Below are 25910 nucleotides of genomic sequence, written 5' to 3'. Positions count from 1 at the left end.
CGGGGGTGGTGGTGGCCTGCTCGGCGGTCGGGGGGTCGGTGTGCGGGGTGAGGTCTGGACGCAGATCTGAACGCAACATGGTGTGCTCCGTTGTTCGGCGGAGCCCGCGCCCTCGTGAGGTCTGGGCTCCATCGCCCGATGTGCTGCCAGCGTACGACGACCGGGGTTACGGTGCTCCGAGGAGGTGCGCGCGTCGCTCACGAGGCTGCGGTGCACGTGCTGGCACGCAGTGGTGCGAGGAGGCACGCCCATGGACAAGGTCGTCCGGTCCGCCCAGGAGGCGGTCGCCGACATCCCCGACGGCGCGACGCTCGCGGTCGGGGGGTTCGGGCTCTGCGGCATCCCGAGCGTGCTGATCGGGGCGCTGCTCGACGCCGGCACGCACGACCTCGAGGTCGTGAGCAACAACTGCGGGGTCGACGACTGGGGCCTCGGGCTGCTGCTCCAGGCCCGCCGGGTGCGCCGCGTCATCGCGTCCTACGTCGGGGAGAACAAGGAGTTCGCCCGCCAGTTCCTCGCGGGGGAGCTCGAGGTCGAGCTGACGCCGCAGGGCACGCTCGCGGAGCGCCTGCGCGCGGGCGGCAGCGGCATCCCGGCGTTCTACACCGCGACGGGCGTCGGGACGCAGGTCGCCGAGGGCGGGCTGCCCTGGCGCTACGACCCCGACGGGGGCGTGGCGGTCGCGTCGCCGCCCAAGCCGGTCGACCGGTTCACGGTCCGCGGCGTCGAGCGCGAGTACGTCCTGGAGCGGGCGATCACCGCCGACTTCTCGCTCGTGCGGGCCTGGCAGGGCGACCGCGCCGGCAACCTCGTGTTCCGCGCGTCGGCCCGCAACTTCAACCCGCTCGCCGCGGCGGCCGGGCGGGTCGCGCTCGCCGAGGTCGAGCACCTCGTCCCGGTGGGGGCGATCGACCCCGACGCGGTGCACCTGCCCGGCATCTTCGTCGACCGGGTCGTCGCGCTCACGCCCGAGCAGGCCGCCGACAAGCGCATCGAGCGCCGCACCGTCAGCGCCGGCTCCACTGGAGGCACGTCGTGACCGGGCGGCTCACGCGCGACCAGCTCGCCGCGCGCGCCGCGCAGGAGCTCGTCGACGGCACGTACGCGAACCTCGGCATCGGGCTGCCGACGCTCGTGCCGAACCACGTGCCCGACGGGGTCGAGCTCGTGCTGCAGTCGGAGAACGGCGTCCTCGGCGTCGGCGCCTACCCCGCGGAGGACGGCGTCGACCCCGACCTCATCAACGCCGGCAAGGAGACCATCACGGTCGAGCCGGGCGCGAGCTTCTTCGACTCCGCGACGAGCTTCGCGATGATCCGCGGCGGGAAGGTCGACGTCGCGATCCTCGGCGCGATGCAGGTGTCGGTCGGCGGGGACATCGCCAACTGGATGATCCCCGGGAAGATGGTCAAGGGCATGGGAGGGGCGATGGACCTCGTGCACGGAGCCCGGCGCATCGTCGTGCTCATGGAGCACACCGCGCGGGACGGCTCGGCGAAGCTCGTGCGCGCGTGCACGCTGCCGCTCACCGGGCGCGCGGTCGTCGACCGCGTCATCACCGACCTCGCGGTGGTCGACGTGACCCCCGCGGGCCTCGTCCTGCGCGAGCGCGCGCCGGGCGTCAGCGTCCAGGAGGTCCTCGACGCGACGACCGACGTGGCGCTCGCGGTCGAGGGCGACGTCCCCGAGATGGTGCTGCGATGACCGGGCGGGACGTGGTGCTGGTGGCGTTCGCGCGCACGCCGATGGGACGCCTCGGCGGCGGGCTGTCGACGCTCAGCGCGGCCGAGCTCGGGGCCGTGGCGATCCGCGGCGCGCTCGACCGCGCGGGGGTCGCGCCCGAGGAGGTCGACCAGGTGCTCATGGGCCAGGTCGTGCAGGCGGGCGCCGGCCAGAATCCCGCACGCCAGGCGGCCCGCGGCGCCGGCCTCTCCTGGTCGGTCCCGGCGGCGACGGTCAACAAGGTGTGCCTGAGCGGGCTCAGCGCGATCATCGACGCCGCGCGCACGATCCGGCTCGGCGAGGCCGACGTCGTCGTCGCGGGCGGTCAGGAGTCGATGAGCCAGGCCCCGCACCTGCTGCCCGGCTCGCGCCGCGGCTGGACGTTCGGCGACGTGCGGGCGGTCGACTCGCTCGCGCACGACGGGCTCACCGACGCGTTCGACCACGAGTCCATGGGCGCGTCGACCGAGCGGGGCAACGCGGCGCTCGGGATCACGCGCGAGGAGCAGGACGAGGTCGCTGCGGAGAGCCACCGCCGCGCCGCGCTCGCCGCGAAGGACGGCGTGCTCGCCGAGGAGATCGTGCCTGTCGACGTCCCGCAGCGCCGCGGGGACCCGGTCCGGGTGGCGGCGGACGAGGGCATCCGGCCCGACACGACCGCGGCGACGCTCGCTCGGCTGGCCCCGGCGTTCGCCCCTGACGGCACGATCACCGCCGGGAACGCCTCGCCGCTCACGGACGGCGCGGCGGCCGTCGTGGTCATGAGCAGGGAGGCCGCCGAGGCGCGCGGGCTGCCGTGGCTCGCGGAGGTCGGCGCGTCCGGCCAGGTCGCGGGGCCCGACACGTCGCTGCACTCCCAGCCGTCCGCGGCGCTCACGGCGGCCCTCGCGCGCGCCGGGTGGGACGTCGCCGACCTCGACCTCGTCGAGATCAACGAGGCGTTCGCGTCGGTCCTCGTCCGGTCGCTCGCCGACCTCGGCTACCCGCACGAGCGCACCAACGTGCACGGCGGGGCGATCGCCCTCGGCCACCCCATCGGCGCGTCCGGGGCGCGGCTCGCGGGGCACGCGGCGCTCGAGCTCGCGCGGCGCGGGTCGGGACGCGCGGGCGTCGCGCTGTGCGGCGGCGGGGGACAGGGCGAGGCACTGCTGCTGCGGCGGTAGGCGCACGCACGACGGGACCGGGCCGTGCGCGGGGTCGGCCGCGGGGCCCGTGTCCGCACCCTGCCCGACCACCAGCCCCACCACTAGACGAGCTGCGCCACGACCGGCGCGAGCGTGTCGGCGGAGTTCGAGCCGATGACGACGTAGGTGAAGCCGGTCTCGTCACGCCGGCGCTGAAGCTCGTCCACCGCAGCGGACGGGTCGTCGGAGAGGTACGCGAGCGAGTCGGCAGCCCGCAGCTCGGCCGGCACGGTGTCCGGCCCCGTCATGAACGGAGCGACGGTCTCGCCGACGACGGAGACGTGCAAGGCGAGCGCGATGTCGCGGACGTCCCGGAACTCACGCGCGATCCTCTCGATCTTGTCGCGGCGGTCGGCGGGCAGCATGGCGATCGTGACGATGTCCGCCACCTCTGCGGCAAGAGCCCGCGCCTGGGGTCCGCGTACTGCCATGGCCACCGGCGTACGCACGTCAGGCCCGTCCAGCCTCCGCAGGTCCTCGACCGCCGCACGGATGCGTTCGAGACGCTCGCGGGTACGGACCGGCGGCAGGCCGAGGTCGCGGACGAGGTCCTCGATGCCGGGCCGTCCCGTCCCGATCCCGAGCTCGAAGCGGCCCTCCGTGAGCTGCGTGAGCGAATGTGCCTCCCACGCGATCTCCCATGCGGGACGCACCGGAGACGCGTAGACCCAGGTGCCGACGCGAAGGTCAGTGATGCTCGCGGCGACCGCCAGCGTCGGCGCCGGTGACGGCTGCCAGCCCGGGACGTCGGGCATGAGGACCGTGCAGTAACCCTGGTCCGCGATCCGCCGCACCTGCTCCCGCCACGCGCGCATGTCGGTCGTCACCGGCGCGACGACGCCGAAGCGAAAGGGCCTGAGCGCTCCCGTCATCCCCGCACCGCTTCTCCGGTAGGGCCGACCTCGACCCGCCCGTCGTGCTCGTCGAGGACCCAGACGCGCGTCGTCCGGGCCCGGTAGAGCCGGAACTGCGCCGCGCCGGTGACGTCGTCCTCGGTCCACGCGCGCAGGCCCTGCTCGGCGGTGCGCCGGTTGTACACCGCGAGCGCGGCGGCCCGGCCGTCGGGACCGATCTCGGCGGCCTCGGCCTCCACGTAGACCGCCGCCGCCTCGCCCACCGCGGCCGCCGAGTCGAAGACGACGACGGCCACGGCGGGCCGCGCGGCGATGTTGACGGAGTGGCGGGCGCCGGGACGCGACACCCAGACGAGCTCGGCGCAGTCGCGGGCGGCGAACCACACGGGGGTCGCCCACGGCCGCCCCTCCGCGTCGGCGGTGGCGACGGTCAGGTACGTGGCCGCCGACACCACGCGCCGCACCTCGTCCGCCACCGTCGCGTCGTCCGCTCCGTCGTCGACCGCCATGGTCCCGCCTCCCGGGCTCGAGCATCTCGTCGCGGGGCTGACGCGCCGGCGGGCCGGAACTTATCGGTCGGGCGGGGAGCCGGGCGCTCCGCGGCGACGGCCGCCGGCGCCGACCGCCGGGCTCAGTCCTGCTTCGCGGCGCCCCAGCCGTGCCAGCGGTCGATGCGGACCCGCACGCTGACCCGGGGACGGTCGCGCGTCGGGTACGGGCGTCCCGTGTAGTGCGTCGAGAGGCGGTCGATGTCCACCAGCTCCGGGTCGTCCTCGATCGACACGACCGTGCCCTGCACGCTGACGTGCGTGTACCAGCTGCTCTCGTCGAGCGCGGTGAGCGAGACCCGGGGGTCGGTGCGCAGGTGCGTCAGGCGCGCGCGGGACGCGTCGAGGTTGAGCAGCACGGTGCCGTCCTCCTCGACGAGGTACCACGTCGCGACGGTCACGGGGCGGCCGTCGGACGCGACGGTCGCCATGACCGCCGCGTTCGGGCGGGCGAGCAGAGCAGCGACGTCGTCGGGCAGCGGGGGGACGGGCACGGGGATCCTCCGGGTCGGGTCGTCTCAGGGCGGGTCGGTCCGGGCGGCGGGTGAGCGCCGCAGGGGCACCGGGCGGCGGGTGAGCGCCGCACGGGCACCGCCCATCATGCGCGGCGCCCGGCCGCGGTCCCACGCGGTCCCGTTGCGTCTCGCGCTGTGGGACGGTCGTGACCGCGGTCCGCGCGCCCGGGATCGTCCGGGACCGCGTCACCCCGACCCGCCGCCGGGCTCGCGATCGGCGGGTCCGCGGGTCGCCCGACCGCCGGACCTAGGCTGGGCGCACGCCCTCGCCGCGTCGCGCGCCGGGGTGCCCGGACCGCGCACGCGCAGGAGAGGACGGACATGGCTGCCCCGACGTCGCGACGGCGAGCCTCCGTGATGGACGTGGCGCGCGAGGCGGGCGTGTCCGTCGGCACAGTCTCGAACGTCCTGAACCGCCCGGACGTCGTCAAGGACGAGACCCGGGCGCGCGTCGAGCAGGCCATCGCCGCTCTGAGCTTCGTGCCGAACGGCGTCGCGCGCCAGCTCCGGTCGCGCACCGTGACGACGGTGGGCGCGCTCGTGCTCGACATCCGCAACCCGTACTTCACGGACGTCGCGCGCGGCATCGAGGACCGGCTGAGCCTCGACGACCACACGCTCATGCTCGCGAGCTCGGACGACGACCCCGAGCGCGAGCGGCGCTACCTGCGGCTGTTCGAGGAGCACGGGGTGCTGGGGATGCTCGTCGTCCCCGGCTCGGCCGGCACGCGCGCCGTCGAGGAGGTGCACGCCCGCGGGACCCGCGTCGTGCTGCTCGACCACCCGTCGTCGATCCCCGGGATCCCGTCGGTCGCGGTCGACGACCGGGCCGGCGGTGCGCTCGCCGCCGGGCACCTGCTCGAGCGGGGCCACGACCGGCTCGTGCTGCTCAACGGCCCGCACACCATCCGGCAGTGCGTGGACCGGCAGCGCGGGGTGCGGGACGCCGTCGAGCGGGCGGGCCTCGACCCCGACGAGGTGGTCCGCGAGGTCACGGTGTCCGGCATGGACGCACGCGGCGGCGACGACGCGATGCGGCGTCTGGTCGCGGACCGGGACGGGGCGGCGCCCGAGGCCGTGGTGTGCGTGAACGACCTCGTCGCGATCGGCGCGCAGCGCGCGCTGCGGGCCCTGGGCGGCACGGCGCTGCTGCGCTCGACGGCGCTGGTCGGCTACGACGACCTCGACATCTCGAGCGAGCTCGCGTCGCCGCTCACGTCGGTGCGCCAGCCGGCGCTCGAGATGGGCTACCGCGCGGCGGCGATCCTGCTCGAGGACGACCGGTCCGTCGAGCAGCACGTCGTGTTCCAGCCCGAGCTCGTCGTGCGCGACTCGAGCACTTACGCCGGCTGACCCCGCCTCCTTCTCGCGGGGTCTTGTTGCGCGTGGACGTGGGCCGCTACGCTATGAATCGATTCAAAGACGAACGAAGGACCACCGTGACCGCTCCCGCGTCCCCCGACCTGCCCGCCGCCGGGCTGCCCGACCGTCGCCCCGCCACGCTCGACGACCTCGCGATCGAGCTGCCCTCCTGGGCGTTCGGCAACTCCGGCACGCGCTTCCGGGTCTGGCCGTCGCCGGGCACCCCGCGCACCGTGCAGGAGAAGCTCGCCGACGCCGCGCAGGTCCACCGGTACACCGGGCTCGCGCCGACCGTCGCGCTGCACATCCCGTGGGACGCCGTGGAGGACTACGCCGGGCTTCGCCGCCACGCGGACGACCTCGGGGTCGGGCTCGGCACGGTCAACTCGAACACGTTCCAGGCCGAGACCTTCAAGTTCGGCTCGCTCGCGTCGCGGGACGCCGCGGTGCGCCGGGTCGCGGTCGACCACCACCTCGAGTGCCTCGCGATCATGGCGGAGACGGGGTCGCGCGACCTCAAGATCTGGCTCGCCGACGGCACGAACTACCCGGGCCAGGACGACATCCGCGCCCGTCAGGACGCCCTCGCGGAGTCGCTCGCCGAGCTCTACGCGCAGGTCGGCGACGACCAGCGGCTCGTGCTCGAGTACAAGTTCTTCGAGCCGGCGTTCTACCACACCGACGTGCCCGACTGGGGGACCGCGTATGCGCAGGTCACGGCCCTGGGCGAGCGTGCGGTCGTGTGCCTCGACACCGGCCACCACGCCCCCGGCACGAACATCGAGTTCATCGTGGCCCAGCTGCTGCGGCTCGGGAGGCTCGGCTCGTTCGACTTCAACTCGCGCTTCTACGCCGACGACGACCTCATCGTCGGCGCCGCGGACCCGTTCCAGCTCTTCCGCATCCTCGTCGAGGTCGTCCGCGGCGGCGGGCTCGGCCCCGGCTCGGACGTCGCGCTGATGCTCGACCAGTGCCACAACGTCGAGGACAAGGTTCCGGGCCAGATCCGCTCGGTGCTCAACGTCCAGGAGATGACCGCCCGGGCGCTGCTGCTCGACCGCGAGGCGCTCGCGGCCGCGCAGGCGGCCAACGACGTGCTGGGCGCCCACGGGGTGTTCATGGACGCGTTCTATACCGATGTCCGGCCCGCGCTCGCCGCGTGGCGCGAGGAGCGCGGGCTGCCCGCCGACCCCATGGCCGCGTTCCTCGCGAGCGGCTACCTCGCACGCATCGCCGAGGACCGCGTCGGCGGCACGCAGGCCGGCTGGGGCGCCTGAGCCCCCGGCGACGCGAACCCCGGGCCCGGAACTCCCCGCACGCACCGCACGGACACCGAACCGTCGGGCCACCGCGCCCGCACCCCTGACGAGAGGACACGTCGGATGACGCACCCCACTGCGGCCGACCTCATCGCCCGGTCGAACCGCCTCGGCGCCGACCCGCGCACGACCAACTACGCGGGCGGGAACACCTCCGCCAAGGGCACCGCAACCGACCCGGTGACCGGCGAGGACGTCGAGCTGCTCTGGGTCAAGGGCTCGGGCGGCGACCTCGGCACGCTCACCGAGCAGAACCTGGCCGTGCTGCGCCTCGACCGGCTGCGCGCGCTCGCGGACGTCTACCCGGGCGTCGAGCGCGAGGACGAGATGGTCGCGGCGTTCGACTACTGCCTGCACGGCAAGGGCGGTGCGGCGCCGTCGATCGACACCGCGATGCACGGGCTGCTCGACGCCGCGCACGCGGACCACCTGCACCCGGACGCCGGGATCGCGCTCGCGACCGCGGCGGACGGCGAGGCGCTGACCCGCGAGATCTTCGGCGACCGGGTCGCCTGGGTCCCGTGGCGCCGGCCGGGGTTCCAGCTCGGGCTCGACATCGCCGCGATCGCGGACGCGAACCCGCGCGCGATCGGCTGCATCCTCGGCGGCCACGGGATCACCGCGTGGGGCGCCACGTCCGACGAGGCCGAGGCCCGCTCGCTCGAGATCATCGCGGCGGCGGAGGGCTTCATCGTCGAGCGCGAGCGCCGGCTGGCCGCGCAGGGGCGGCACGCGTTCGGCGCCGTCGTCCCCGGGCGGGAGGCGCTCCCGCGGGCCGAGCGGCGCGCCCGTGCGGCGGCGCTGGCCCCGGTGGTCCGCGGCCTCGCGAGCACCGACCGCCCGCAGGTCGGCCACCTCACCGACTCGGACGTCGTGCTCGACTTCCTGTCGCGCGAGCGGCTCGAGGTGCTCGCCGCGCTCGGGACGTCCTGCCCCGACCACTTCCTGCGCACCAAGGTCACGCCGCTCGTGGTCGACCTGCCCGCGGACGCGCCGCTCGAGGGCGTCGTCGCGCGCCTCGCCGAGCTGCACGCCGCGTACCGGGAGGGCTACGCCGCGTACTACGCGCGCCACGCGACGCCCGACAGCCCGCCGATGCGCGGCGCGGACCCCGCGATCGTGCTCGTGCCCGGCGTCGGGATGTTCTCGTTCGGCAAGGACAAGCAGACCGCGCGGGTCGCGGGGGAGTTCTACGTCAACGCCATCAACGTCATGCGCGGCGCCGAGGCGATCAGCACGTACGCGCCGATCGACGAGGCGGAGAAGTTCCGGATCGAGTACTGGGCGCTCGAGGAGGCCAAGCTCCGGCGCATGCCGAGGCCCCGGCCGCTCGCGACGCGCGTGGCGCTCGTGACCGGCGCCGGGTCCGGCATCGGGCGCGCGATCGCGGAGCGCCTGGCCGCCGAGGGCGCGTGCGTCGTCGTCGCGGACCTGAACCTCGACGGCGCGCAGGAGGTCGCCGCTTCGCTCGGCGGGACCGACGTCGCGATCGCCGTGCGGGCGGACGTGACGTCCGAGGTCGACGTGCGGGCGATGGTCGACGCGGCGGTCCTCGCGTTCGGCGGGGTCGACCTCGTCGTGAACAACGCCGGGCTGTCGATCTCGAAGCCGCTGCTCGAGACCACGGCCCGCGACTGGGACCTGCAGCACGACGTCATGGCGAAGGGCTCGTTCCTCGTCTCGCGCGAGGCCGCCCGGGCGATGGTCGCACAGGGGATGGGCGGCGACGTCGTCTACATCGCGTCGAAGAACTCGCTGTTCGCGGGCCCGAACAACATCGCGTACTCGGCCACGAAGGCCGACCAGGCGCACCAGGTGCGGCTGCTCGCCGCCGAGCTCGGCGCGCACGGGATCCGGGTCAACGGGGTCAACCCCGACGGCGTCGTGCGGGGCTCGGGGATCTTCGCCGGCGGCTGGGGCGCGCAGCGCGCGGCGACGTACGGGGTGCCCGAGGAGGAGCTGGGCCAGTACTACGCGCAGCGCACGATCCTCAAGAAGGAGGTCCTGCCGGAGCACGTCGCGGCCGCGGTCTTCGCGCTGACCGGGCCCGACCTCGTGCAGACGACCGGGCTGCACGTGCCCGTCGACTCCGGCGTCGCCGCCGCGTTCCTGCGCTGAGCGCCGTGCGCACCTACGTCGCCGTCGACCTCGGCGCCACGAGCGGGCGGGTCATCGCGGGCCGGGTCGAGGGGGGCCGGCTCGTGACGGAGGAGACCGGGCGGTTCCCCAACGTCCCGGTCAGCGCGCCCGGGCCGGGGGGGCGGGCGACGCTGCACTGGGACGTGCTGCGGCTGTGGGCGGGCGTGCAGGACGGGCTCGCGGCTGCGGCCCGGCGGTTCGGCGCGGTGACGTCGGTCGGGATCGACGGCTGGGCGGTCGACCACGGGCTGCTCGACGCCGACGGCGCGCTGCTCGGCAACCCGGTGCACTACCGCGACCCCCGCACCGCGGACGCCCCCCGCCGGTTGTTCGAGCGGATCACCCCGGAGCGACACTACGCACTCACCGGCGTCCAGCTCCAGCCGTTCAACACCGTCTTCCAGCTCGTCGCCGCCGCCGGCACGGCGCAGCTCGCCGCCGCACGGCGAGCGCTGCTGATCCCGGACCTGCTCGCGTCCTGGCTCACGGGGGAGCAGGTCGCGGAGCTGACCAACGCCTCGACGACCGGTCTGCTCGACGCGACGACCCGGACGTGGAGCACCGAGGTCACGGCCGCCGCCTCGGCGCTCGCGGGCGTCGACGTCGCCGCGCTCCTGCCGCGCCTGGTCGCGCCCGGCTCCGTCGTCGGCGCCGTGCGTCCCGAGGTGGGCCGTGCGCTCGGCCTCGACGGCACCACCGTCGTCGCGGTCGGCTCGCACGACACCGCGTCGGCGGTCGCGGCGGTCCCCGTCGCGGGCCGGGACGCGGCCTGGATCTCGTCGGGCACGTGGTCGCTCGTCGGCCTCGAGCTCGACGCGCCCGTCCTCACCGAGGCGAGCCGCGCCGCGAACTTCACGAACGAGCTCGGCGTGCACGGGACCGTGCGCTACCTGCGCAACGTCACCGGCCTCTGGCTGCTCGAGCAGGCGCTCGCGACGTGGGCCGCGCAGGGCCGCCCGCAGGAGCTCGAGCCGCTGCTCCGCCAGGCCGCGGACGTGCCGGGGCTGCGGTGCGTCGTCGACGTCGACGACCCCGCGTTCGCCGCCCCCGGGGACGTCCCCGCGCGGATCGCCGACGTGGCGCGCGCCACGGGACAGCCGGCCCCGAGCGGGCCCGCCGAGGTCGTGCGCGTCGTCCTCGACTCGCTCGCGCTGGCCCACGCCCGCGCGGTGCGCCAGGCGGCCGGGCTCGCGGGGCGCGACGTCGCCGTCGTGCACCTCGTGGGCGGCGGCGCGCGCAACGCGCTGCTGTGCCGGCTCACCGCGGACGCGACCGGGCTGCCCGTCGAGGCCGGCCCCGCCGAGGGGACGGCGACGGGCAACCTGCTCGTCCAGGCCGCCGCCGCGGGCGACGTCGGGGACGACCTCGCGGCGATGCGGGCCGTCGTGCGCGCCTCGACGCCCACCCGCCGCTACGAGCCGTCCGGCGACCACGCCGCCTGGGCGCGCGCCGAGAAGAGCCTCCGGGGCTGAGCCCAGCCCCGGCCGACCGACGAAGGATCCGACATGCCCGACGCAGGACCGTTCCCCGAGCTCGACGAGCTGCTGCGCTCGATGGGCGCCGCCGGGAGCCGCATCAGCGACATCGACGCGAGCGAGGCAGGCGCCGGCAACATCTCCGTGTACGCCGGGTGGGACGTCGAGCTGCGCCACCGCTTCCCGCAGCAGGAGGACGTCGCGCTGCCGCTCCCCGTCCCCGCGCTCGCGGGCCGCACGCTGCTCGTCACCGGCTCGGGCCGGCGGCTGCGCCAGATCCACCAGGACCCCGAGGCCAACGTCGGGGCGCTCCGGGTGCACGGGGACGGCCTGACGGCGACGCTGTTCACCTCGCCGCGCCGGCTCTTCGAGCAGCTCACGAGCGAGCTCAACTCCCACCTCGCCGTGCACCAGGACCACGTCGCCCGCCGCGGGCTCGACCTCCACGCCGTCGTGCACGCCCAGCCGATGCACCTGACGTACCTCTCGCACATCCCGGCGTACCGCGACACCGCGGCGTTCAACGCGCGCGTGCTTCGCTGGGAGCCGGAGAGTATCGTCGCCCTGTCCGAGGGGATCGGGGTCCTGCCGTTCCTGGTCCCCGGGTCCGAGGGGATGATGAAGGCCAACGTCGAGGGGCTCCGGGAGCACCAGATCGTGCTGTGGTCCAAGCACGGCATCATGGCGCGCTCGGACGTCTCTGTGACGCGCGCGGTCGACCGGATCGAGTACGCCGAGACGGGCGCGCGGTACGAGTACATGAACATCGTCGCGGGCGGTGCCGCGGAGGGGCTCACGGACGCGGAGATCTCCGAGGTCGCCGCCCAGTTCGGGATCGTCTCGCCCTGGGTCCACTGAGCCGACGTCCGCCCGGAAGGGGACCGCATGCGCATCGCCCTGTTCACGACGTGCCTCGTCGACGGCCTGTTCCCGCACGCCGCCGCGGCGACGGTGCGCCTGCTCGAGCGCCTGGGCCACGAGGTCGTCGTGCCGCCCGGTCAGGCGTGCTGCGGGCAGATGCACGTGAACTCCGGCTACCCGGCGCAGGCCGAGCCGGTCGTGCGCAACCACGTGCGGGCGTTCTGGCCGGTCGTCGCGGGGGAGTGGGACGCGGTCGTCGCCCCCTCGGGGTCGTGCGTCGGGTCGACCCGGCACCAGCAGGCCCGCGTCGCGCGGCAGGCGGGCGACGAGCGGCTGGCCGTCGCCGCCGAGCGGGTCGCCGCGCGCACGTACGAGCTGTCGGAGCTGCTCGTCGACGTGCTCGGCGTGACCGACGTGGGGGCGTGGTTCCCGCACACCGTGACGTACCACCCCACGTGCCACTCGCTGCGGATGCTCCGGGTCGGCGACCGGCCCACGCGGCTCCTGGGGCAGGTCGACGGGCTCCGGCTCGTCGACCTGCCCGACGCCGACCAGTGCTGCGGGTTCGGCGGCACGTTCGCGCTCAAGAACTCCGCAACGTCGGTCGCGATGGTCTCCGACAAGGCCGACTGCGTGCAGGCCTCAGGCGCCGAGGTCGTGACGGCGGGGGACTGGTCGTGCCTGATGAACATCGACGGCGCGCTCTCGCGGCGGGGAGCGGGGGTCCGCGCGGTCCACCTCGCGGAGATCCTGGCCGCGACGCGCGGAGAGCCGTGGCGACCCCCGGGCACGCGCCCCGCAGCAGCCCGGAGCGCCTCGTGAGCACCTACCTCGGCATGCCGGGCGTGCCGCCGAAGCCCGCGGCCGAGCCGCTCGACCCGCTCCGCTGGGGCCCGACGTTCCCCGAGGCGGCCCGCGGGACGCTCGGGGACGCCCAGCTGCGCACCAACCTGCGCCGCGCGACGCGCACGATCCGCGACAAGCGCGTCGCGGTCACCGCCGAGCTGCCCGACTGGGAGGCGCTGCGCGACGCCGGGGCCGCGATCAAGGCCGACGCCATGGAGCGGCTCCCCGAGCTGCTCGAGCAGCTCGAGGTCACCGTCACCGCGCGCGGCGGGACGGTGCACTGGGCCCGCGACGCCGCGGAGGCGAACCGCATCGTGACCGACCTCGTGCGGGCGGCCGGCGCGCGCGAGGTCGTCAAGGTCAAGTCGATGGCGACCCAGGAGATCGGCCTCAACGAGCACCTCGAGGCGGAGGGCATCGCGGCGCACGAGACCGACCTCGCCGAGCTCATCGTGCAGCTCGCGGGGGACCGGCCGTCGCACATCCTGGTGCCCGCGATCCACCGCAACCGCGACGAGATCCGCGACGTCTTCCGCACCCGGATGCCCGACGCCCCCGCGGGGCTGACCAACGAGCCGGCCGCGCTCGCCATGGCCGCCCGGGCCCACCTGCGGGCGCTGTTCCTGCGGGCCGACGTCGCGATCAGCGGCGCGAACCTCGCGATCGCCGGGACCGGCACCGTCGCGGTCGTGGAGTCCGAGGGCAACGGCCGCATGTGCCTCACGCTGCCCCGGACCCTCGTCACCGTGATGGGCATCGAGAAGGTGCTCCCCGACTTCCGTGACCTCGAGGTCTTCCTCCAGCTCCTGCCCCGCTCCTCGACCGGCGAGCGCATGAACCCGTACACGACGATGTGGACCGGCGTGACCCCCGGCGACGGCCCGCAGGACTTCCACCTCGTGCTGCTCGACAACGGCCGCACCCGCGCGCTCGCCGACGAGATCGGGCGCCAGGCGCTGCACTGCATCCGCTGCTCGGCGTGCCTCAACGTGTGCCCGGTCTACGAGCGCACCGGCGGGCACGCGTACGGCTCGGTGTACCCGGGCCCGATCGGCGCGATCCTGACCCCACAGCTCCTCGGGCTCGACGACGCCGACGAGGCCACCGCGTCGCTGCCGTTCGCGAGCACGCTGTGCGGCGCGTGCTACGACGCCTGCCCGGTCAAGATCGACATCCCCACGGCGCTCGTGCACCTGCGCGACCGGGCGCTGCACGACGGCGCGCCGCGCCGCCCGACCGCCGCGGGCGCCGCGATGGGTGCCGCGGCCGCGGTGCTGTCCTCCGGACCGCGGTTCCGCTGGGCGCTGCGGGCGTCCGCGCTCGCGGGCCGCGTGCTCGGCGGTCGCCGCGTCCGCCGGCTGCCGTGGCCGGGCTCGCTGTGGACGGCCGGGCGCGACCTGCCGGCGCTGCCCGTGCGGTCGTTCCGTGACGCGTGGGCGCGGGCCCGGCGCACCGACGGGCGGGGACGGCCGTGACCGCGCGCGAGGAGGTGCTCGCCGCGGTGCGGGCGGCGCTCGGCCGGGGGCCGGACGGGGAGCCCGCGTCCCCCGTGCCCGGCGGGCCCCGCGCCGTCCACGTGCCGCGCGCGTACCGGGTCGCAACGGGCACCGCGCCGGGCTCCGTGGCCGCGTGCGACCTGCTCGAGCACCGGCTCCTCGACTACCGGGCGCGGGTCACGCGGTGCGGGCCGGACGACGTCGCGGCGACCGTGGCGCGCGAGCTCGCCGGCGCCGCGTCCGTGGCCGTCCCGCACGGGCTGCCGGAGGCGTGGGTCGACGCGGTCAGGGTCGGCGGGGCGAGCGTGCTGGCCGACGAGCCCGGGCGGCCGCTCGGTGCCGCCGCGCTCGACCGGACGGACGCCGTGGTCACGGGCTGCCGGGTCGCCGTCGCCGACACCGGGACGATCGTGCTCGACGCCGGGCCGGGGCAGGGCCGGCGCGTCCTGACCCTCGTCCCGGACCGGCACGTGTGCGTCGTGCGGGCCGACCAGGTCGTCGGCTCGGTCCCGGAGGCCGTGCGCCTGCTCGAGGCGCACCCGGATCGGCCGCTCACCTGGATCAGCGGGCCCAGCGCGACGAGCGACATCGAGCTCGTGCGTGTCGAGGGCGTGCACGGTCCGCGCGACCTGCGGGTCGTCCTCGTCGGTCCGTGACGGTGAGGGTCGTCCGCGTCGGTCCGTGACCGTCAGCGTGTCCGCGTCGGTCCCCGAGCCTCGGCGTCCTCGTCGGTCCCTGGCCGTCAGGGCCGTCCGGACGCCCGCTCGGCGGCCGGCGCCGGGCCCGACGTGGCGCCCACCCCACCCGGTCCTCCCGCGCCGGACGGGGCGCCGCCCGGGGCGGGCGCGGGTCCGGCGGGCTGCCCGCCCGCGGGGGCGGGTGCCGCCGGAGCGGGTGCGGCCGGGACAGCGGGCGCCGGAGCGGCCGGCCCCGGTGCTGCCGGTACGGGCCGTGCCGGTGCGGGTGCTGCGGGCGCAGGCGCAGCAGGTCCCGCGGGGGTCGCCGGAGCGGGAACACCCCCGGCCGGTGCCGGGCTCGTCACGACACCGGGGTCGAGCACGCAGTCCCGCAGCGTCGCGCCCCGGAACGTCGTCGGGCCGAGCGTCGCCGCCCGGAAGGTCGAGGACGTCACGAGCGCGCCGGTGAGGTCCGCGCCCGTGAGGTCGGCGCGGTCGAACGTGCTCCCCGAGACGACCGCGCCACGCAGGTTCGCCCCGGTCAGGCGCGCCCCGGTGAGGTCGACGCGCGTGAGGGTCGCGCCGCTCAGGTCGGCGCCGGCGAGGTTCGCGCCCCGGAGGTCGCCGGTGAGCCGGCAGCGGGAGAGCGCCGCACGCGCGAGGTCGGTGGCTCCGCCACGCGCACGCCGGCACGCGGCGGCGGCGGACTCGGACGGTACCGGGGTCGCACCGGGACGAGCTCCGGGCACACCGGTGGTCGAGCCGTCGTCGGCGCCCGAGCCCGGGCCCGTGCTCCCGAGGCCGGCGACGGTCGTCCCGTCCTGCCCCGCGCCGGCGCCCCGGCCGGGACCGTCGGTGCCCAGCCCGCCGGGAACCGCGTCGTCGGACCCGGCCCCGCCGGACCCCGCGCCCCCCGAACCGCCGCCCGAGCCGGCCTGCGCCGCCTCGGCATCGGCCCGGGCCGACGCGGTGACCGACGACCCGCCGCCGCCGAGCGGCGCGAGCAGCGGCGTCCCGGGAGCGACGACCGCGAGCACGAGCGCGACCCCGGTCGCGAGGGACGCCGCCCCCGCCGCCGGTCCCGCCACGGTGAGCCGCGAGGCCGCACCCGCGAGGTCGGGCCACGGCATCGAGCGCAGGCCGGGGACCGCCGCGACGAGCGACGCCGGGCCAGCGACGGCGCGCAGCCGGCCCAGCCCGACCGCGAGGAACGCGCGGACGACCTCGGGGTCGAACTGCGAGCCGGCGCAGCGCGCGAGCTCGGTGCGCGCGGCGCTCGCGGACAGCGGCTTCTTGTAGGACCGCGCCGAGGTGATGACGTCGAACGCGTCCGCGACCGCGATGATCCGGGCGCCGAGGCTGATCTGCTCGCCCGCGAGCCCGTGCGGGTACCCGGCGCCGTCCCAGCGCTCGTGGTGCTGCCCGACCGCGTCGACCCACGGCCCGAGCCACGGCGACAGCGGCGCGGCGAGCGCCTCGCCGTGCTCGGGGTGGCATGCCACGACCCGCCACTCGTCGTCCGTCGGGCGACCGGGCTTCGTGAGGATCTCGCGCGGGACCTCGAGCTTGCCGATGTCGTGCAGGAACGCCGCCCACCCGAGCTGCGCCGCCTCGACGCGGGAGAGCCCGAGCTCGGTCCCGATCAGCGCGGCGAGCGCCTGGACACGCTCGCTGTGGCTGAACGTCCCCCGGTCGTGCGCCCGCAGCCGCGCGACGAGGGCGAGGAGCTCGGCGCCGTGCGCGGCCTCGTCGTCCGTCCCGAGCAGCGGGCGGCCCTCCTCGAGGCGGGCGTGCAGCACCGCGGGGGAGTGCCGGCGGCGCGCGACGGCGAACCGCGACGCGGCACGGTCGGGCAGGAACAGGCTGAGCCGCAGCAGGACGTCGAGCGGCAGGAACCGGCGCACGGCCCACGCGGCGAGCAGCAGCACCGCGGTCGAGCAGGTCACCTGCAGGGCGAGCCAGACCCACGGGTGCAGCCCGACGCGCGCCGGTGGGAGCCACCGGTACGCCGCGAGGCCGGTCGCGAGCGCGATCAGCAGGGGCGCGAGCCCGACAGCCGCGCGCACGACCGCCGCGAGCGCAGGGTGAGGTCTCCAGCTGCCGAGGGTCGCGTCGTCGTAGTTCTGCGTGGGTCCCGCGGCCATAGGTCGTTCATCGGTGCGGGTCGGGCCCCGGTGAAGGCCCGGCGCCCGACCCGTCCGAGTGAACCCGCCTCCCGACGGCTCAGTCGCCTGCGCGGACGGTGAACGACGCACGCAGCAGGTCCTCCGAGCGCGACGACGGTCCGACGAGCAGCTCGAACGCGCCGGGCTCGACGAGCCGGCGGCCGTGCGCGTCGACGATCGTGCACGCGGCGACCGGCAGCTCGAGCGCGACGACCCGCGTCTCGCCGGGTGCGAGGTCGACCTGGGTGAACGTCTTGAGCTCGCGGTCGGCCCAGCTCGCGGACGTCACGGTGTCGCTCACGTAGACCTGGACGGTCTCGCGCACCGGACGTGCGCCGGTGTTGCGGACGGTGACCCCGCCGCGCAGGACGTCCGCGGCGGCGACCTCGTCGGCGTCGAGCCGCAGGCCGGAGTACTCGACCGTGCTGTACGACAGGCCCTCGCCGAACACGAACGCCGGGCGCTGCGTGAGGTCGGCGTAGCGGGTGCCGTGCTGCCCGCGGATCTGGTTGTAGTAGGTCGGCTGCTGGCCGACGTGCCGCGCGAACGAGATCGGCAGGCGCCCCGACGGCTCGACCACACCGAGGAGCAGCTCGGCGATCGCCCGCCCGCCCTGCATCCCCGGGTTCGCGACCCACACCAGGGCCGCGGCGGCGAGCGCGGACTCGGGCAGGACGAGCGGCTTGGAGGCGAGCAGGACCACCACGAGCGGGGTCCCGGTCGCGGCGAGCGCGTCGAGCAGCGCGACCTGGCTGCCGACGAGCTCGAGCGTGGCGGTCGAGCGGCCCTCGCCGACGAGCTCGACGCGGTCGCCGACCACCGCGACGACGTAGTCGGCCTCGTGGGCGCGCGCCACGGCGTCAGCGAGGAGCTGCTCGTCGGGGGTCGCGGGCGCGACGAGCGGCGGGCGCGGCTGGCCGTCGGGGAAGAACGGGCCCTCGGGGTCCGGGGTGATGTCGAGGATCTGGGCGCCGGGGGCGTGGGTGACCGTCCAGCCCTCGGGCACGTGCGCGCGCAGGCCGTCGAGGACGGTCGTGATGAGCTCGCGCGGCTGCCCGTCGCGGAGCCAGTCCGCCTGGCCGGACGACCCGGCCCAGTCGCCGAGCTGGGTCTGCGCGTCGTCGGCGAGCGGGCCGACGACCGCCACCGTGCGCCGCGGCCCGGCGACGGCCGCGCGCCCTGCCGCGTCGGTCGGGCTCCCCGGTGCGTGGCCGCCCGCGAGCGGCAGGACGCCGTCGTTGCGCAGCAGCACGAGCGAGCGGCGGGTCACGTCGAGGTTGACCTCGGTGTGCTCGTCGGCGCCCACGACGGCCGCGATGCGCTCCGGGTCGGGGCGGCGCGGGTCCTCGAAGAGCCCGAGCTCGAACTTGAGCGTGAGGATCCGCCCGACGGCCGCGTCGAGGTCGTGCTCGGCGATCAGGCCGCGCCCGATCGCCTCCTGCGCGCCGTCGAAGAACTGCGGCGTGGTCATGATCATGTCGTTGCCGGCCCGCACGGCCGCGGCCGCCGCGTGCGCGTGGTCGGGCTGGACCTTCTGCTCCCAGACCATGCGCCCGACGTTGTCCCAGTCGGTCACGAGCGTCCCGGTGTAGCCCCACTCCTCCCGCAGGACCTCGCTCAGGAGCCAGTCGTTGACGGTGATCGGGACGCCGTCCATCGTCTGGTAGCCGAGCATGAACGTCCGGCACCCCTCGCGCGCGACGCGCTCGAACGGCGGGAGGAACCACGAGCGCAGCTTGCGGCGCGAGATGTCGGCCTCGGACGCGTCCCGCCCGCCCTGCGTCTCGGAGTACCCGGCGAAGTGCTTGGCGGTCGCGAGGATGGCGGTCGGGTCGGCGAGGCCGTCGCCCTGGTACCCGCGGACCATCGCGGAGGCGAGCTCGCCGATGAGCAGGGGGTCCTCGCCGAACGTCTCGTCGACGCGGCCCCAGCGCAGGTCGCGCGCGATGCAGAGCACGGGCGAGAAGGTCCAGTGGATTCCGGTCGCGGCGACCTCGACGGCCGTGACGCGGGCGACGCGCTCGACGAGCGCCGGGTCCCAGGTCGCCGCCATCGCGAGCTGGGTCGGGAAGATCGTCGCGCCCCGCCAGAACGAGTGCCCGTGGATGCAGTCCTCCGCCACGAGCAGCGGGATGCGCAGGCGCGTGCCCGCCGTCAGCTCGTGGGCGCGCAGGACCTGCTCGGGCGCGGCGTGCAGGATCGAGCCCGCGTGCAGGTCCTCCACGAGGTGCCGGACGTCCCCCTGGGCGTCGAGCTGGAGCATCTGCCCGACCTTCTCGGGCAGGGTCATGCGCTCGAGCAGGTCCTTGACCCGCTGCTCGACGGGCAGCTGCGGGTCCTGGTACGGGGCGCCGGTCACGGCTGCTCCTTCACGTCGGGCGGGACACCGCAGCGCGGTGAGAGGGCGGGCGGCAGTTACTTACTCGTCCGTAAGTCTACGGGCGGCGCGCTCGGCCGCGGCGACCCCCAGTCTGGCGTGCCGCTGCGTCGGGGTCACGTCCAAACCTGCCCGCGGCGCCTCAGCCGTCGTACGAGAAGAGCACCCCGCCCGCGTCGTCGCGCACGACGGCGCGGTGGCCGTCCGTCAGGTCGAGCTCGACGTGCAGCACGTCCGCGGCGCCGGCTCCCCGGGCGGTGTACGCGTAGCGCGTGTTCGTGAGCTCCGTCGTGGTGGTGGTCGCGCGCACGAGCCACGGGTGGCGCCGGCGCAGGCCGAGGAGCTGCTGGTGGACGCGGAACATCCACCCGCCCGACGGCGCGAGGTCGGCGGGCGTGCCCGGCATCGCGGGCCGGACCGCGTCGTCGCCGCCCACGCGCTCCTCCTTGGTGCCGGTGAACGCCTGCTCGTCGCCGTAGTACACCGACGGCACGCCGGAGACGGTCATGAGCACGACGAGGGCGAGGACCGCCCCCTCGGGGCCGACGGTCGTGGCGATGCGGGTGACGTCGTGGTTGCCGACGAACGTCGCCGGGAGCTGGCCGCGGCCGAGCTCGACGTGGCGCGCGAGGGCCCAGTCGAGCTCGAACAGGTTGCGGTCCAGGAGGCTGCTCCAGATCGCCTTCCACAGCTCGTACTGCGTGATCGAGTCGATCCCGGACGCGGCGGCGTACGCGGCGTGGTCGCCGTGGATGACCTCGCCGAGGAACCAGGCGTCGGGGTGCCGGGAGCGCACGCGCGGCAGCACCTCGGCCCAGAACGGCGCGGGCACGGCGTAGGCCGCGTCGAGCCGCCACCCGTCGACGCCGCGGTCGAGCCACGTCGACATGACGTCCGTGACGTGGTCGGCGACCGCGGGGGTCGCGTGGTCGAGCGCGACGAGCGAGGAGTGCCCCTCGAAGTCCGCGGGCCGGGGCGACCGGGGGTCGGACCAGTCGATCCGGAAGAACCGGGCGTACTCGCCGTCGGGTCCCTCGGCGAGCGCGCGCCGGACCCACGGGTGACCGGCGCCGACGTGGTTGAAGACCCCGTCGAGCGCGACCCGCAGGCCCCGCTCCCGGCACGCGGCGACGAGCCGGTCGAAGTCCGCGAGGTCACCGAGGCGGGGGTCGATGCGGTACTGGTCGACGGAGTCGTAGCCGTGCGTCTCCGACGTGAAGACGGGGCCGAGCAGCAGGCCCGACGCGCCGAGCTCGACCGCGTGGTCGAGCCACGCCCGCACGTGCTCCAGGCGGGGCCGGGCGTCGTGCGCGGTGCGGATCGGCGCCCCCGTGAAGCCCAGCGGGTAGACGTGCCACCAGATGGCGTGCTCGAACCAGGTCATGTCGTACCTCCGTTAGTGAGTCGGACTCACTAAAGCGCGACGCTACCCGACGCCGCGATCGACCCGCAAGCGCCTCGCCCGCTGCCGAGTCGGCAGGCGGCAGGCGGCGGGGTCCACGTCCGGACCGCGTCACGCGCCCCAGTCGCCCAGCGCCCCCTCGAGCGCCCCGACGGAGGCGTCGAGCAGCGGCTGCCGGTCGTGCTCGGGGCAGCCGTCCCGCACCCAGCGCAGGCACGCGGCGTCCAGGAAGCCGAAGAACCCCCAGAGCGCGTACTCGTGACGCGCGGCGCCGCTCGGTGCGAGCAGCCCGCGCAGCCGCTCGACGTGGTCCGCGCGCGCCCGCAGGCGCAGCTCCGCGGTCGCCGCCGGCTCGCTCGCCGCGCCGCTCAGGGGCAGCGCCCACGCCCGGGGGTGGTCCGCGACGTGGTCCAGCAGCACGCGCGTGGCGGCGAGCACGCGCTCCCGCACCGGCGTGCCGGCCGGGAGCCCGTCCAGCGCGGCGGCCTGCGCCGCGAGCAGCTCCTCGACCGCGAGGCCGACGACGGCGGTGTACAGCTGCTCCTTGCCCGCGAAGTACCGGTAGAGCAGCGCCTCCGAGGCCCCCGCGAGCCGGGCGACGGACGCGAGCGTCACGTCGGCGTAGGGCTCGCGCGCGAACGCCTCGGCCGCCGCGGTCAGGATCGCCTCGCGGCGGGCGTCGGGGTCGAGGCGCCGGCGCGGCACCCGGTCCGTGCGTGGCATGCGGCTCACCCTAGCCACGGCCCGACGACCCGGCACCGGACGCCCGGCCGACCCGTCCGCGAGCAGGGGAGCGAGGAGCGGGCGCCGGGAGCCGGCACCTAGTCGTGGTGGGCGCCCTCGTGCGGACGGTGCCCAACGGGTTCGAGCTGGAACGTGCAGTGCTCCATCGCGAAGTGCTCGCCCAGGCACGCGTCGAGGGCGTCGAGGACCTCACCGGGCCGGCGCCGGTCGATGCACGCCTCGTCGACGACGACGTGCGCGGACAGCGCCGCGACGCCGCTCGTGATGGTCCAGGCATGCAGGTCGTGCACGTCGACGACGCCCGGGACGGCACGGATGTGGTCGCGGACCTCGTCGAGGTCGAGCCCCCGCGGGGTGGCCTCGAGCAGCACGTCGACCACCTCGCGCAGCAGCGACCAGGCGCGCGGGACGATCAGCAGCCCGATCGCGACCGAGGCGATGACGTCGGCCCGGACGTACCCCGTGGTCGCGACGACGACGCCGGCGACGAGCACCGCGGCGGACCCGACGAGGTCGCCGAGCACCTCGAGGTAGGCGCCGCGCACGTTCAGGCTCTCGCGCTGACCGCCGCGCAGCAGGAGCAGGCTCGCCAGGTTCGCCACCGCGCCGACGGCGGCCACGGCGATCATGAGGCCGGTCGCGACCTCGGGCGGGTCCGCCCACCGCCCGACGGCCTCGACGACGACCCACACCGCGAGGCCGCCGAGCAGCAGCCCGTTGGCCAGGGCCGCGAGGATCTCCGCGCGCTGCAGGCCGTAGGTGCGCTCGTTCGTCGCCGGCCGGGTGGCCAGGGTGCTCGCGACGAGGGCGACCGCGACGCCGGTGGCGTCGGTGAGCATGTGCCCGGCGTCCGCGAGCAGCGCGAGGGACCCGGAGAGCAGACCGCCGACGACCTCGATCCCGACGACGCCGAGCGTGAGGACCAGCACCGCGACGAGCCGTCGGCGGTGCTGCCCGGTCGCGGTGCCGTGACCGTGGTCGTGGCCGGTGCTCATCCGGGCCCCTCGGACCCCCCGACCGGGGCCTCTGCGTCGTGGTGGTGGTCGTGGTCGTCGTGATGGTCGTGGACGAGCTCGCCCTCCCAGGCCTCCCGGCCCTCGTGCACGGCGAACGCCGCGATCACGAACGCCGCCACCGGGTCGAGCCACGCCGCGCCGGTGAGCTGGAAGAGCACGACCCCGGCGAGCGTCGAGATGCTCAGCAGGACGCAGATGCGGGTCTCGGCGGCGTCGGCGAGGACGAGGTTGTCGCCGAGCGCGAGGCCGACCCTGCGTTTGGCCGCTGCCAGGACCGGCATGACGACGATCGAGGCGACGAGGAGCACCACGACCGGTGCCGACGTCTCGGGCGTCTCGGCGGTGACGAGGCTCCGCACGCCCTCGAACGTGACGTAGCCGGCCAGGAGGAAGAACGTCGCGGCGACGAGCCTCAGCGTGGTCCGTTCCTTGCGCTCGTCCGGCTCGCCGTGCCGGAGCCGGGCCGCCAGGCGCAGCCCGACGAGCACCGCGGCGATCGACTCGATCCCGGAGTCGATCCCGAACCCGACGACCGACACGAGCCCGGCCAGCAGTCCGAGGGCGATCGCGGCCGCGCCCTCCACGACGTTGTAGGCGACGGTGAGCTGCGCGAGCCGGAGCCCACGGCGCGTGAGCCGCTCGACCTCGGCGGCGTCGAGCTGCCTCGTGGCGCTCATGCGGTCAGCCGGTCCGGTCCCGTGCCGGCGGCCGCACCAGTGCCGGACGTGGGGCACAGCGTGACGGCGTCGCCCGTGAGCCCGAGCAGCCGCTCGGCCGCCGACAGGACGTCGAGGAGCGCCTCGGGGTGCGTCAGCCGGTGCACCGACGCCCGCCCGTGCGGACGCGAGGTCACGAGGCCGCAGTCCCGCAGGCACGCGAGGTGCTGCGACACGGTGGACTGCGCGAGCCCGAGGTGCTCGGTCAGGTCGACGACGCGGTGCTCCCCGAGCGCGAGGTGGCGCAGGATCCGCAGCCGCGACGGGTCGCCGAACCCGCGGAACAGGCAGGCGGCCGCCTCGAGCGCGGGCCCCTCGTCGGTGTCGACCGGATCGCTGAGAGCCTGTGTCATCGCCATGTGACGATGCTAGCCGGTCAGCGCTTTGTCCGGGGCCCGTCGCGCGGCTGGTGGGGGACGGTCAGCCGCGCGGCGCGTACATGATCACCGCGACGCCGAGCAGGCAGGTCCCGGCGCCGAGCGCGTCCCAGCGGTCCGGCTCGAACCCGTCGACGACCATGCCCCAGGCCAGGGACCCGGCGACGAAGATGCCGCCGTACGCCGCGAGGAGCCGCCCGAAGCTCGCGTCGGGCTGCAGGGTCGCGACGAACCCGTACGCGCCGAGCGCGAGCACGCCGGCGCCGACCCAGAGGGCGCCGCGGTGCTCGCGCACGCCCTGCCAGACGAGCCACGCACCGCCGATCTCGGCGAGGGCCGCGACGGCGAACAGGACCAGGGAGCGCAGGACGGTCATGGGAGCAGTCTGGCCGGATGCTGTGACGCCGTGCCGTCGCGCGGGGCGCCGAAACAATTTCGACGCCAGCCGTTCCGCCGGGTGGCTCGTTCGTCCGCGCTCGCGCGCGGGCCGTCGCGCGCATGCGGACCCTTGACGCCCGAGTCGGCCGCTGGCTACTGTCCGGGAGCAGGGACATATTGCGAAACTGTTTCCACCCTTCGACGGCGAAGGGCAAGAGCGGTGGCCGTGCCCGCGACGATGCGGGACCGGGTGGGACTCCAACGAAGGGGAACTGTCGTGAAGCCTCGTAGGTCGGCGCTCGCCGCCGCAGCAGGAACCCTGGCTCTCGTCCTGACGGCGTGCTCGGGCGGTGGGGGCGGCGCCGACGCGGGGTCGCAGGACCCGGACGCCGAGGTGACGTTCTGGTCGTTCACGGGGATCGGCGCCCAGGACGGGCTCGAGGAGTACCTCGCCAAGAAGCCCGACGCGAAGGTCAAGCTCTCCGAGGTCGGCAGCACCACCGAGACCGCCACGGCCCTCACCGCGGCGCTCGCGGGCGGCGAGGTGCCCGACCTCGTGATGATCCAGAACGACGACCTGCCGAAGTTCGTGGAGAACCCGGACAACTTCGTCGACCTGCGCACGCTCGGCGGGGACGACCTGGGGGACGACTACCTGGACTGGGCGACGAGCTTCGCGACCGCCGAGAACGGCGCGCTCATCGGGGTCCCGACCGACGTCGGCGGACTCGGCCTGGCGTACCGGGCGGACCTGTTCGAGGCGGCCGGGCTGCCGACCGACCCCGCCGAGGTCGCGGCCGCGTGGTCCACGTGGGACGACTTCATCGCGATGGGGACCGCGTACACCGAGAAGACCGGGCAGCCGTTCGTCGACAACGTCGAGACGACCGTCTTCTTCGCCACCGTCAACCAGGTCGAGGAGAAGTACTACTCCGACGACGGCGAGCTGATCTACGACACCAACCCGGAGGTCGAGGACGCGTTCCAGGTCGCCGTGGACGCCTACGAGGCCGGCCTGAGCGCGGACATCGCCGCCTGGTCCTCCGGCTGGGACCCCGGCCGCGCGAACGGGTCGTTCGCGGTCTCGATCGCGCCCTCGTGGATGCTCTCGCAGATCAAGAACGCCGCCCCGGACACCGCCGGCAAGTGGCGCGTGACGTCCGTGCCCGGCGTCGGGGGCAACTGGGGCGGCAGCGTCATCGCGATCCCCGCCCGCGCCGAGAACAAGGCCGGGGCCTGGCAGTACATCGAGACGATGATGTCGCCCGAGGCCCAGGCCGAGCACTTCGAGAAGACCGGCACGTTCCCCGCCGCCAAGGAGGCGCTGACGACCGAGGCGGTCCTCAGCCACACCGACGAGTTCTTTGGCGACTCGCCCATCGGGAAGGTCATGAGCGAGTCGGTGCTCCAGGCCAGGTCTTCTCACAACGGGCCCGACACGGGCGCGATCGGCGGCGGCCTGCTCAACGCCCTCGCGGACATGCAGACCGGCAACACCGCTCCCGAGGACGCGTGGGAGACCGGCCTGAAGAACGTCGAGGAAGCGATCGGGGGCTGACCCGACCGCTCGACCACTCCGGCTGCACCGACCAGGTGGGTGGCCCGGCCCGCGCCGGGCCACCCACGGACGGAGGAAGCGCGTGTCCACGACCCTCACCCCGGCCCACCGGACCGAGCCGCGCCGTCAGCGAGGCGACGAGCCCGTCCGGCTCAGGACCTCGCTGCTGGAGCGGCTCC

General features: G+C 75.4%; 23 protein-coding genes. 12 read left to right on the top strand and 11 right to left on the bottom strand.

Features of this window, described 5'->3' with window-relative positions; translation table 11 throughout:
- The first annotated feature begins 250 nt into the window (after positions 1 to 250).
- From CCE01nite_RS14120 to CCE01nite_RS14110, 3 genes are read left to right on the top strand one after another with little or no spacing between them, the layout of a single operon-like run.
- On the top strand, positions 251 to 1039 hold the full coding sequence (locus tag CCE01nite_RS14120) for a CoA transferase subunit A (RefSeq protein ID WP_034628407.1): 789 nt from the start codon (positions 251 to 253) through the stop codon (positions 1037 to 1039).
- Entirely contained in the window at positions 1036 to 1704 is a 669-nt protein-coding gene (locus CCE01nite_RS14115) for a 3-oxoacid CoA-transferase subunit B (protein WP_034628410.1), read from the top strand. The genes CCE01nite_RS14120 and CCE01nite_RS14115 overlap by 4 nt, the downstream gene beginning before the upstream one ends.
- Positions 1701 to 2885, top strand: a complete 1185-nt coding sequence (locus tag CCE01nite_RS14110) for an acetyl-CoA C-acetyltransferase (protein WP_034628414.1) — start codon at positions 1701 to 1703, stop codon at positions 2883 to 2885. Before CCE01nite_RS14115 ends, CCE01nite_RS14110 begins: the two co-directional genes overlap by 4 nt.
- 83 nt (positions 2886 to 2968) lie before the next feature.
- Here CCE01nite_RS14110 and CCE01nite_RS14105 read toward each other — a convergent pair whose 3' ends face one another.
- From CCE01nite_RS14105 to CCE01nite_RS14095, 3 genes are all read right to left on the bottom strand, one after another.
- The gene (locus tag CCE01nite_RS14105; RefSeq protein WP_034628418.1) at positions 2969 to 3778 is read right to left on the bottom strand and encodes an LLM class flavin-dependent oxidoreductase; all 810 of its coding nucleotides are present in this window, start codon (positions 3776 to 3778) and stop codon (positions 2969 to 2971) included.
- Positions 3775 to 4269 (bottom strand): pyridoxamine 5'-phosphate oxidase family protein, encoded by a 495-nt coding sequence (locus CCE01nite_RS14100; RefSeq protein ID WP_052103961.1) that lies wholly within the window; start codon positions 4267 to 4269, stop codon positions 3775 to 3777. Before CCE01nite_RS14100 ends, CCE01nite_RS14105 begins: the two co-directional genes overlap by 4 nt.
- A gap of 122 nt (positions 4270 to 4391) precedes the next feature.
- A complete protein-coding gene (locus tag CCE01nite_RS14095) occupies positions 4392 to 4802 on the bottom strand; it encodes a TIGR03618 family F420-dependent PPOX class oxidoreductase (RefSeq protein ID WP_034628420.1) in 411 nt (136 codons plus the stop codon).
- Positions 4803 to 5144: 342 nt separating this feature from the next.
- Here CCE01nite_RS14095 and CCE01nite_RS14090 point away from each other — a divergent pair, with 342 nt between their 5' ends.
- From CCE01nite_RS14090 to CCE01nite_RS14055, 8 genes are all read left to right on the top strand, one after another.
- Positions 5145 to 6176 carry a LacI family DNA-binding transcriptional regulator gene (locus CCE01nite_RS14090; protein WP_034628422.1) on the top strand — a complete coding sequence of 344 codons (1032 nt, stop codon included), beginning with the start codon at positions 5145 to 5147 and terminating at the stop codon, positions 6174 to 6176.
- 125 nt (positions 6177 to 6301) lie between these two features.
- Complete coding sequence (gene rhaI / locus CCE01nite_RS14085; protein ID WP_034628438.1) at positions 6302 to 7462, top strand: L-rhamnose isomerase; 1161 nt, start codon at positions 6302 to 6304, stop codon at positions 7460 to 7462.
- Between the two features lie 105 nt (positions 7463 to 7567).
- The gene (locus CCE01nite_RS14080) at positions 7568 to 9622 is read left to right on the top strand and encodes a bifunctional rhamnulose-1-phosphate aldolase/short-chain dehydrogenase (RefSeq protein ID WP_034628424.1); all 2055 of its coding nucleotides are present in this window, start codon (positions 7568 to 7570) and stop codon (positions 9620 to 9622) included.
- Positions 9623 to 9627: 5 nt separating this feature from the next.
- Positions 9628 to 11115 carry a rhamnulokinase gene (locus tag CCE01nite_RS14075; protein ID WP_141372608.1) on the top strand — a complete coding sequence of 496 codons (1488 nt, stop codon included), beginning with the start codon at positions 9628 to 9630 and terminating at the stop codon, positions 11113 to 11115.
- Between the two features lie 33 nt (positions 11116 to 11148).
- Positions 11149 to 11976: a class II aldolase/adducin family protein gene (locus CCE01nite_RS14070; protein WP_141372607.1), complete on the top strand. Its 828-nt coding sequence runs from the start codon at positions 11149 to 11151 to the stop codon at positions 11974 to 11976.
- Between the two features lie 27 nt (positions 11977 to 12003).
- Positions 12004 to 12801, top strand: coding sequence for a (Fe-S)-binding protein (locus tag CCE01nite_RS14065; protein WP_141372606.1), 798 nt, complete (start codon positions 12004 to 12006; stop codon positions 12799 to 12801).
- 14 nt (positions 12802 to 12815) lie between these two features.
- Positions 12816 to 14300 carry a lactate utilization protein B gene (locus CCE01nite_RS14060; RefSeq protein WP_141372614.1) on the top strand — a complete coding sequence of 495 codons (1485 nt, stop codon included), beginning with the start codon at positions 12816 to 12818 and terminating at the stop codon, positions 14298 to 14300.
- On the top strand, positions 14297 to 14977 hold the full coding sequence (locus CCE01nite_RS14055) for a LutC/YkgG family protein (protein ID WP_141372605.1): 681 nt from the start codon (positions 14297 to 14299) through the stop codon (positions 14975 to 14977). Before CCE01nite_RS14060 ends, CCE01nite_RS14055 begins: the two co-directional genes overlap by 4 nt.
- Positions 14978 to 15063: 86 nt before the next feature.
- Here CCE01nite_RS14055 and CCE01nite_RS14050 read toward each other — a convergent pair whose 3' ends face one another.
- The 8 genes from CCE01nite_RS14050 to CCE01nite_RS14015 form a co-directional block, all read right to left on the bottom strand.
- Positions 15064 to 17142 (bottom strand): HD domain-containing phosphohydrolase, encoded by a 2079-nt coding sequence (locus CCE01nite_RS14050; protein WP_141372604.1) that lies wholly within the window; start codon positions 17140 to 17142, stop codon positions 15064 to 15066.
- Positions 17143 to 17221: 79 nt separating this feature from the next.
- The gene (locus tag CCE01nite_RS14045; protein ID WP_034626595.1) at positions 17222 to 19522 is read right to left on the bottom strand and encodes an exo-beta-d-1,3/1,6-glucosidase; all 2301 of its coding nucleotides are present in this window, start codon (positions 19520 to 19522) and stop codon (positions 17222 to 17224) included.
- A 160-nt stretch (positions 19523 to 19682) separates the two neighbouring features.
- Entirely contained in the window at positions 19683 to 20924 is a 1242-nt protein-coding gene (locus CCE01nite_RS14040; protein WP_034626593.1) for an alpha-amylase family protein, read from the bottom strand.
- Positions 20925 to 21053: 129 nt separating this feature from the next.
- Positions 21054 to 21665, bottom strand: coding sequence for a TetR/AcrR family transcriptional regulator (locus CCE01nite_RS14035; protein WP_034626591.1), 612 nt, complete (start codon positions 21663 to 21665; stop codon positions 21054 to 21056).
- A gap of 98 nt (positions 21666 to 21763) precedes the next feature.
- On the bottom strand, positions 21764 to 22681 hold the full coding sequence (locus CCE01nite_RS14030; protein ID WP_034626589.1) for a cation diffusion facilitator family transporter: 918 nt from the start codon (positions 22679 to 22681) through the stop codon (positions 21764 to 21766).
- On the bottom strand, positions 22678 to 23379 hold the full coding sequence (locus CCE01nite_RS14025; protein WP_052103685.1) for a cation efflux transmembrane domain-containing protein: 702 nt from the start codon (positions 23377 to 23379) through the stop codon (positions 22678 to 22680). Before CCE01nite_RS14025 ends, CCE01nite_RS14030 begins: the two co-directional genes overlap by 4 nt.
- Positions 23376 to 23777 (bottom strand): ArsR/SmtB family transcription factor, encoded by a 402-nt coding sequence (locus tag CCE01nite_RS14020; RefSeq protein WP_034626587.1) that lies wholly within the window; start codon positions 23775 to 23777, stop codon positions 23376 to 23378. The genes CCE01nite_RS14025 and CCE01nite_RS14020 overlap by 4 nt, the downstream gene beginning before the upstream one ends.
- Positions 23778 to 23838: 61 nt before the next feature.
- Complete coding sequence (locus CCE01nite_RS14015; protein WP_034626584.1) at positions 23839 to 24171, bottom strand: YnfA family protein; 333 nt, start codon at positions 24169 to 24171, stop codon at positions 23839 to 23841.
- A gap of 279 nt (positions 24172 to 24450) precedes the next feature.
- Between CCE01nite_RS14015 and CCE01nite_RS14010 the strand changes: the two genes are divergently transcribed.
- Positions 24451 to 25731 (top strand): ABC transporter substrate-binding protein, encoded by a 1281-nt coding sequence (locus tag CCE01nite_RS14010; protein WP_034626582.1) that lies wholly within the window; start codon positions 24451 to 24453, stop codon positions 25729 to 25731.
- Positions 25732 to 25910 lie beyond the last annotated feature (179 nt).

Source organism: Cellulomonas cellasea (genome assembly GCF_006538745.1).
GTDB classification, from domain to species: domain Bacteria; phylum Actinomycetota; class Actinomycetes; order Actinomycetales; family Cellulomonadaceae; genus Cellulomonas_A; species Cellulomonas_A cellasea.
This window is presented reverse-complemented; position numbering and strand designations above follow the sequence as displayed.

Excerpts from the sequence above, each read along its gene's own strand:
- CCE01nite_RS14090 (WP_034628422.1), top strand. The coding sequence starts at position 5,145 with ATGGCTGCCCCGACGTCGCGACGGCGAGCCTCCGTGATGGACGTGGCG.
- CCE01nite_RS14110 (WP_034628414.1), top strand. The coding sequence starts at position 1,701 with ATGACCGGGCGGGACGTGGTGCTGGTGGCGTTCGCGCGCACGCCGATG.
- CCE01nite_RS14070 (WP_141372607.1), top strand. The coding sequence starts at position 11,149 with ATGCCCGACGCAGGACCGTTCCCCGAGCTCGACGAGCTGCTGCGCTCG.
- CCE01nite_RS14065 (WP_141372606.1), top strand. The coding sequence starts at position 12,004 with ATGCGCATCGCCCTGTTCACGACGTGCCTCGTCGACGGCCTGTTCCCG.
- CCE01nite_RS14050 (WP_141372604.1), bottom strand. The coding sequence starts at position 17,142 with ATGGCCGCGGGACCCACGCAGAACTACGACGACGCGACCCTCGGCAGC.
- CCE01nite_RS14030 (WP_034626589.1), bottom strand. The coding sequence starts at position 22,681 with ATGAGCACCGGCCACGACCACGGTCACGGCACCGCGACCGGGCAGCAC.
- CCE01nite_RS14040 (WP_034626593.1), bottom strand. The coding sequence starts at position 20,924 with ATGACCTGGTTCGAGCACGCCATCTGGTGGCACGTCTACCCGCTGGGC.
- CCE01nite_RS14060 (WP_141372614.1), top strand. The coding sequence starts at position 12,816 with ATGCCGGGCGTGCCGCCGAAGCCCGCGGCCGAGCCGCTCGACCCGCTC.
- CCE01nite_RS14025 (WP_052103685.1), bottom strand. The coding sequence starts at position 23,379 with ATGAGCGCCACGAGGCAGCTCGACGCCGCCGAGGTCGAGCGGCTCACG.
- CCE01nite_RS14035 (WP_034626591.1), bottom strand. The coding sequence starts at position 21,665 with ATGCCACGCACGGACCGGGTGCCGCGCCGGCGCCTCGACCCCGACGCC.
- CCE01nite_RS14080 (WP_034628424.1), top strand. The coding sequence starts at position 7,568 with ATGACGCACCCCACTGCGGCCGACCTCATCGCCCGGTCGAACCGCCTC.
- CCE01nite_RS14015 (WP_034626584.1), bottom strand. The coding sequence starts at position 24,171 with ATGACCGTCCTGCGCTCCCTGGTCCTGTTCGCCGTCGCGGCCCTCGCC.
- CCE01nite_RS14105 (WP_034628418.1), bottom strand. The coding sequence starts at position 3,778 with ATGACGGGAGCGCTCAGGCCCTTTCGCTTCGGCGTCGTCGCGCCGGTG.
- CCE01nite_RS14100 (WP_052103961.1), bottom strand. The coding sequence starts at position 4,269 with ATGGCGGTCGACGACGGAGCGGACGACGCGACGGTGGCGGACGAGGTG.
- CCE01nite_RS14120 (WP_034628407.1), top strand. The coding sequence starts at position 251 with ATGGACAAGGTCGTCCGGTCCGCCCAGGAGGCGGTCGCCGACATCCCC.
- CCE01nite_RS14020 (WP_034626587.1), bottom strand. The coding sequence starts at position 23,777 with ATGGCGATGACACAGGCTCTCAGCGATCCGGTCGACACCGACGAGGGG.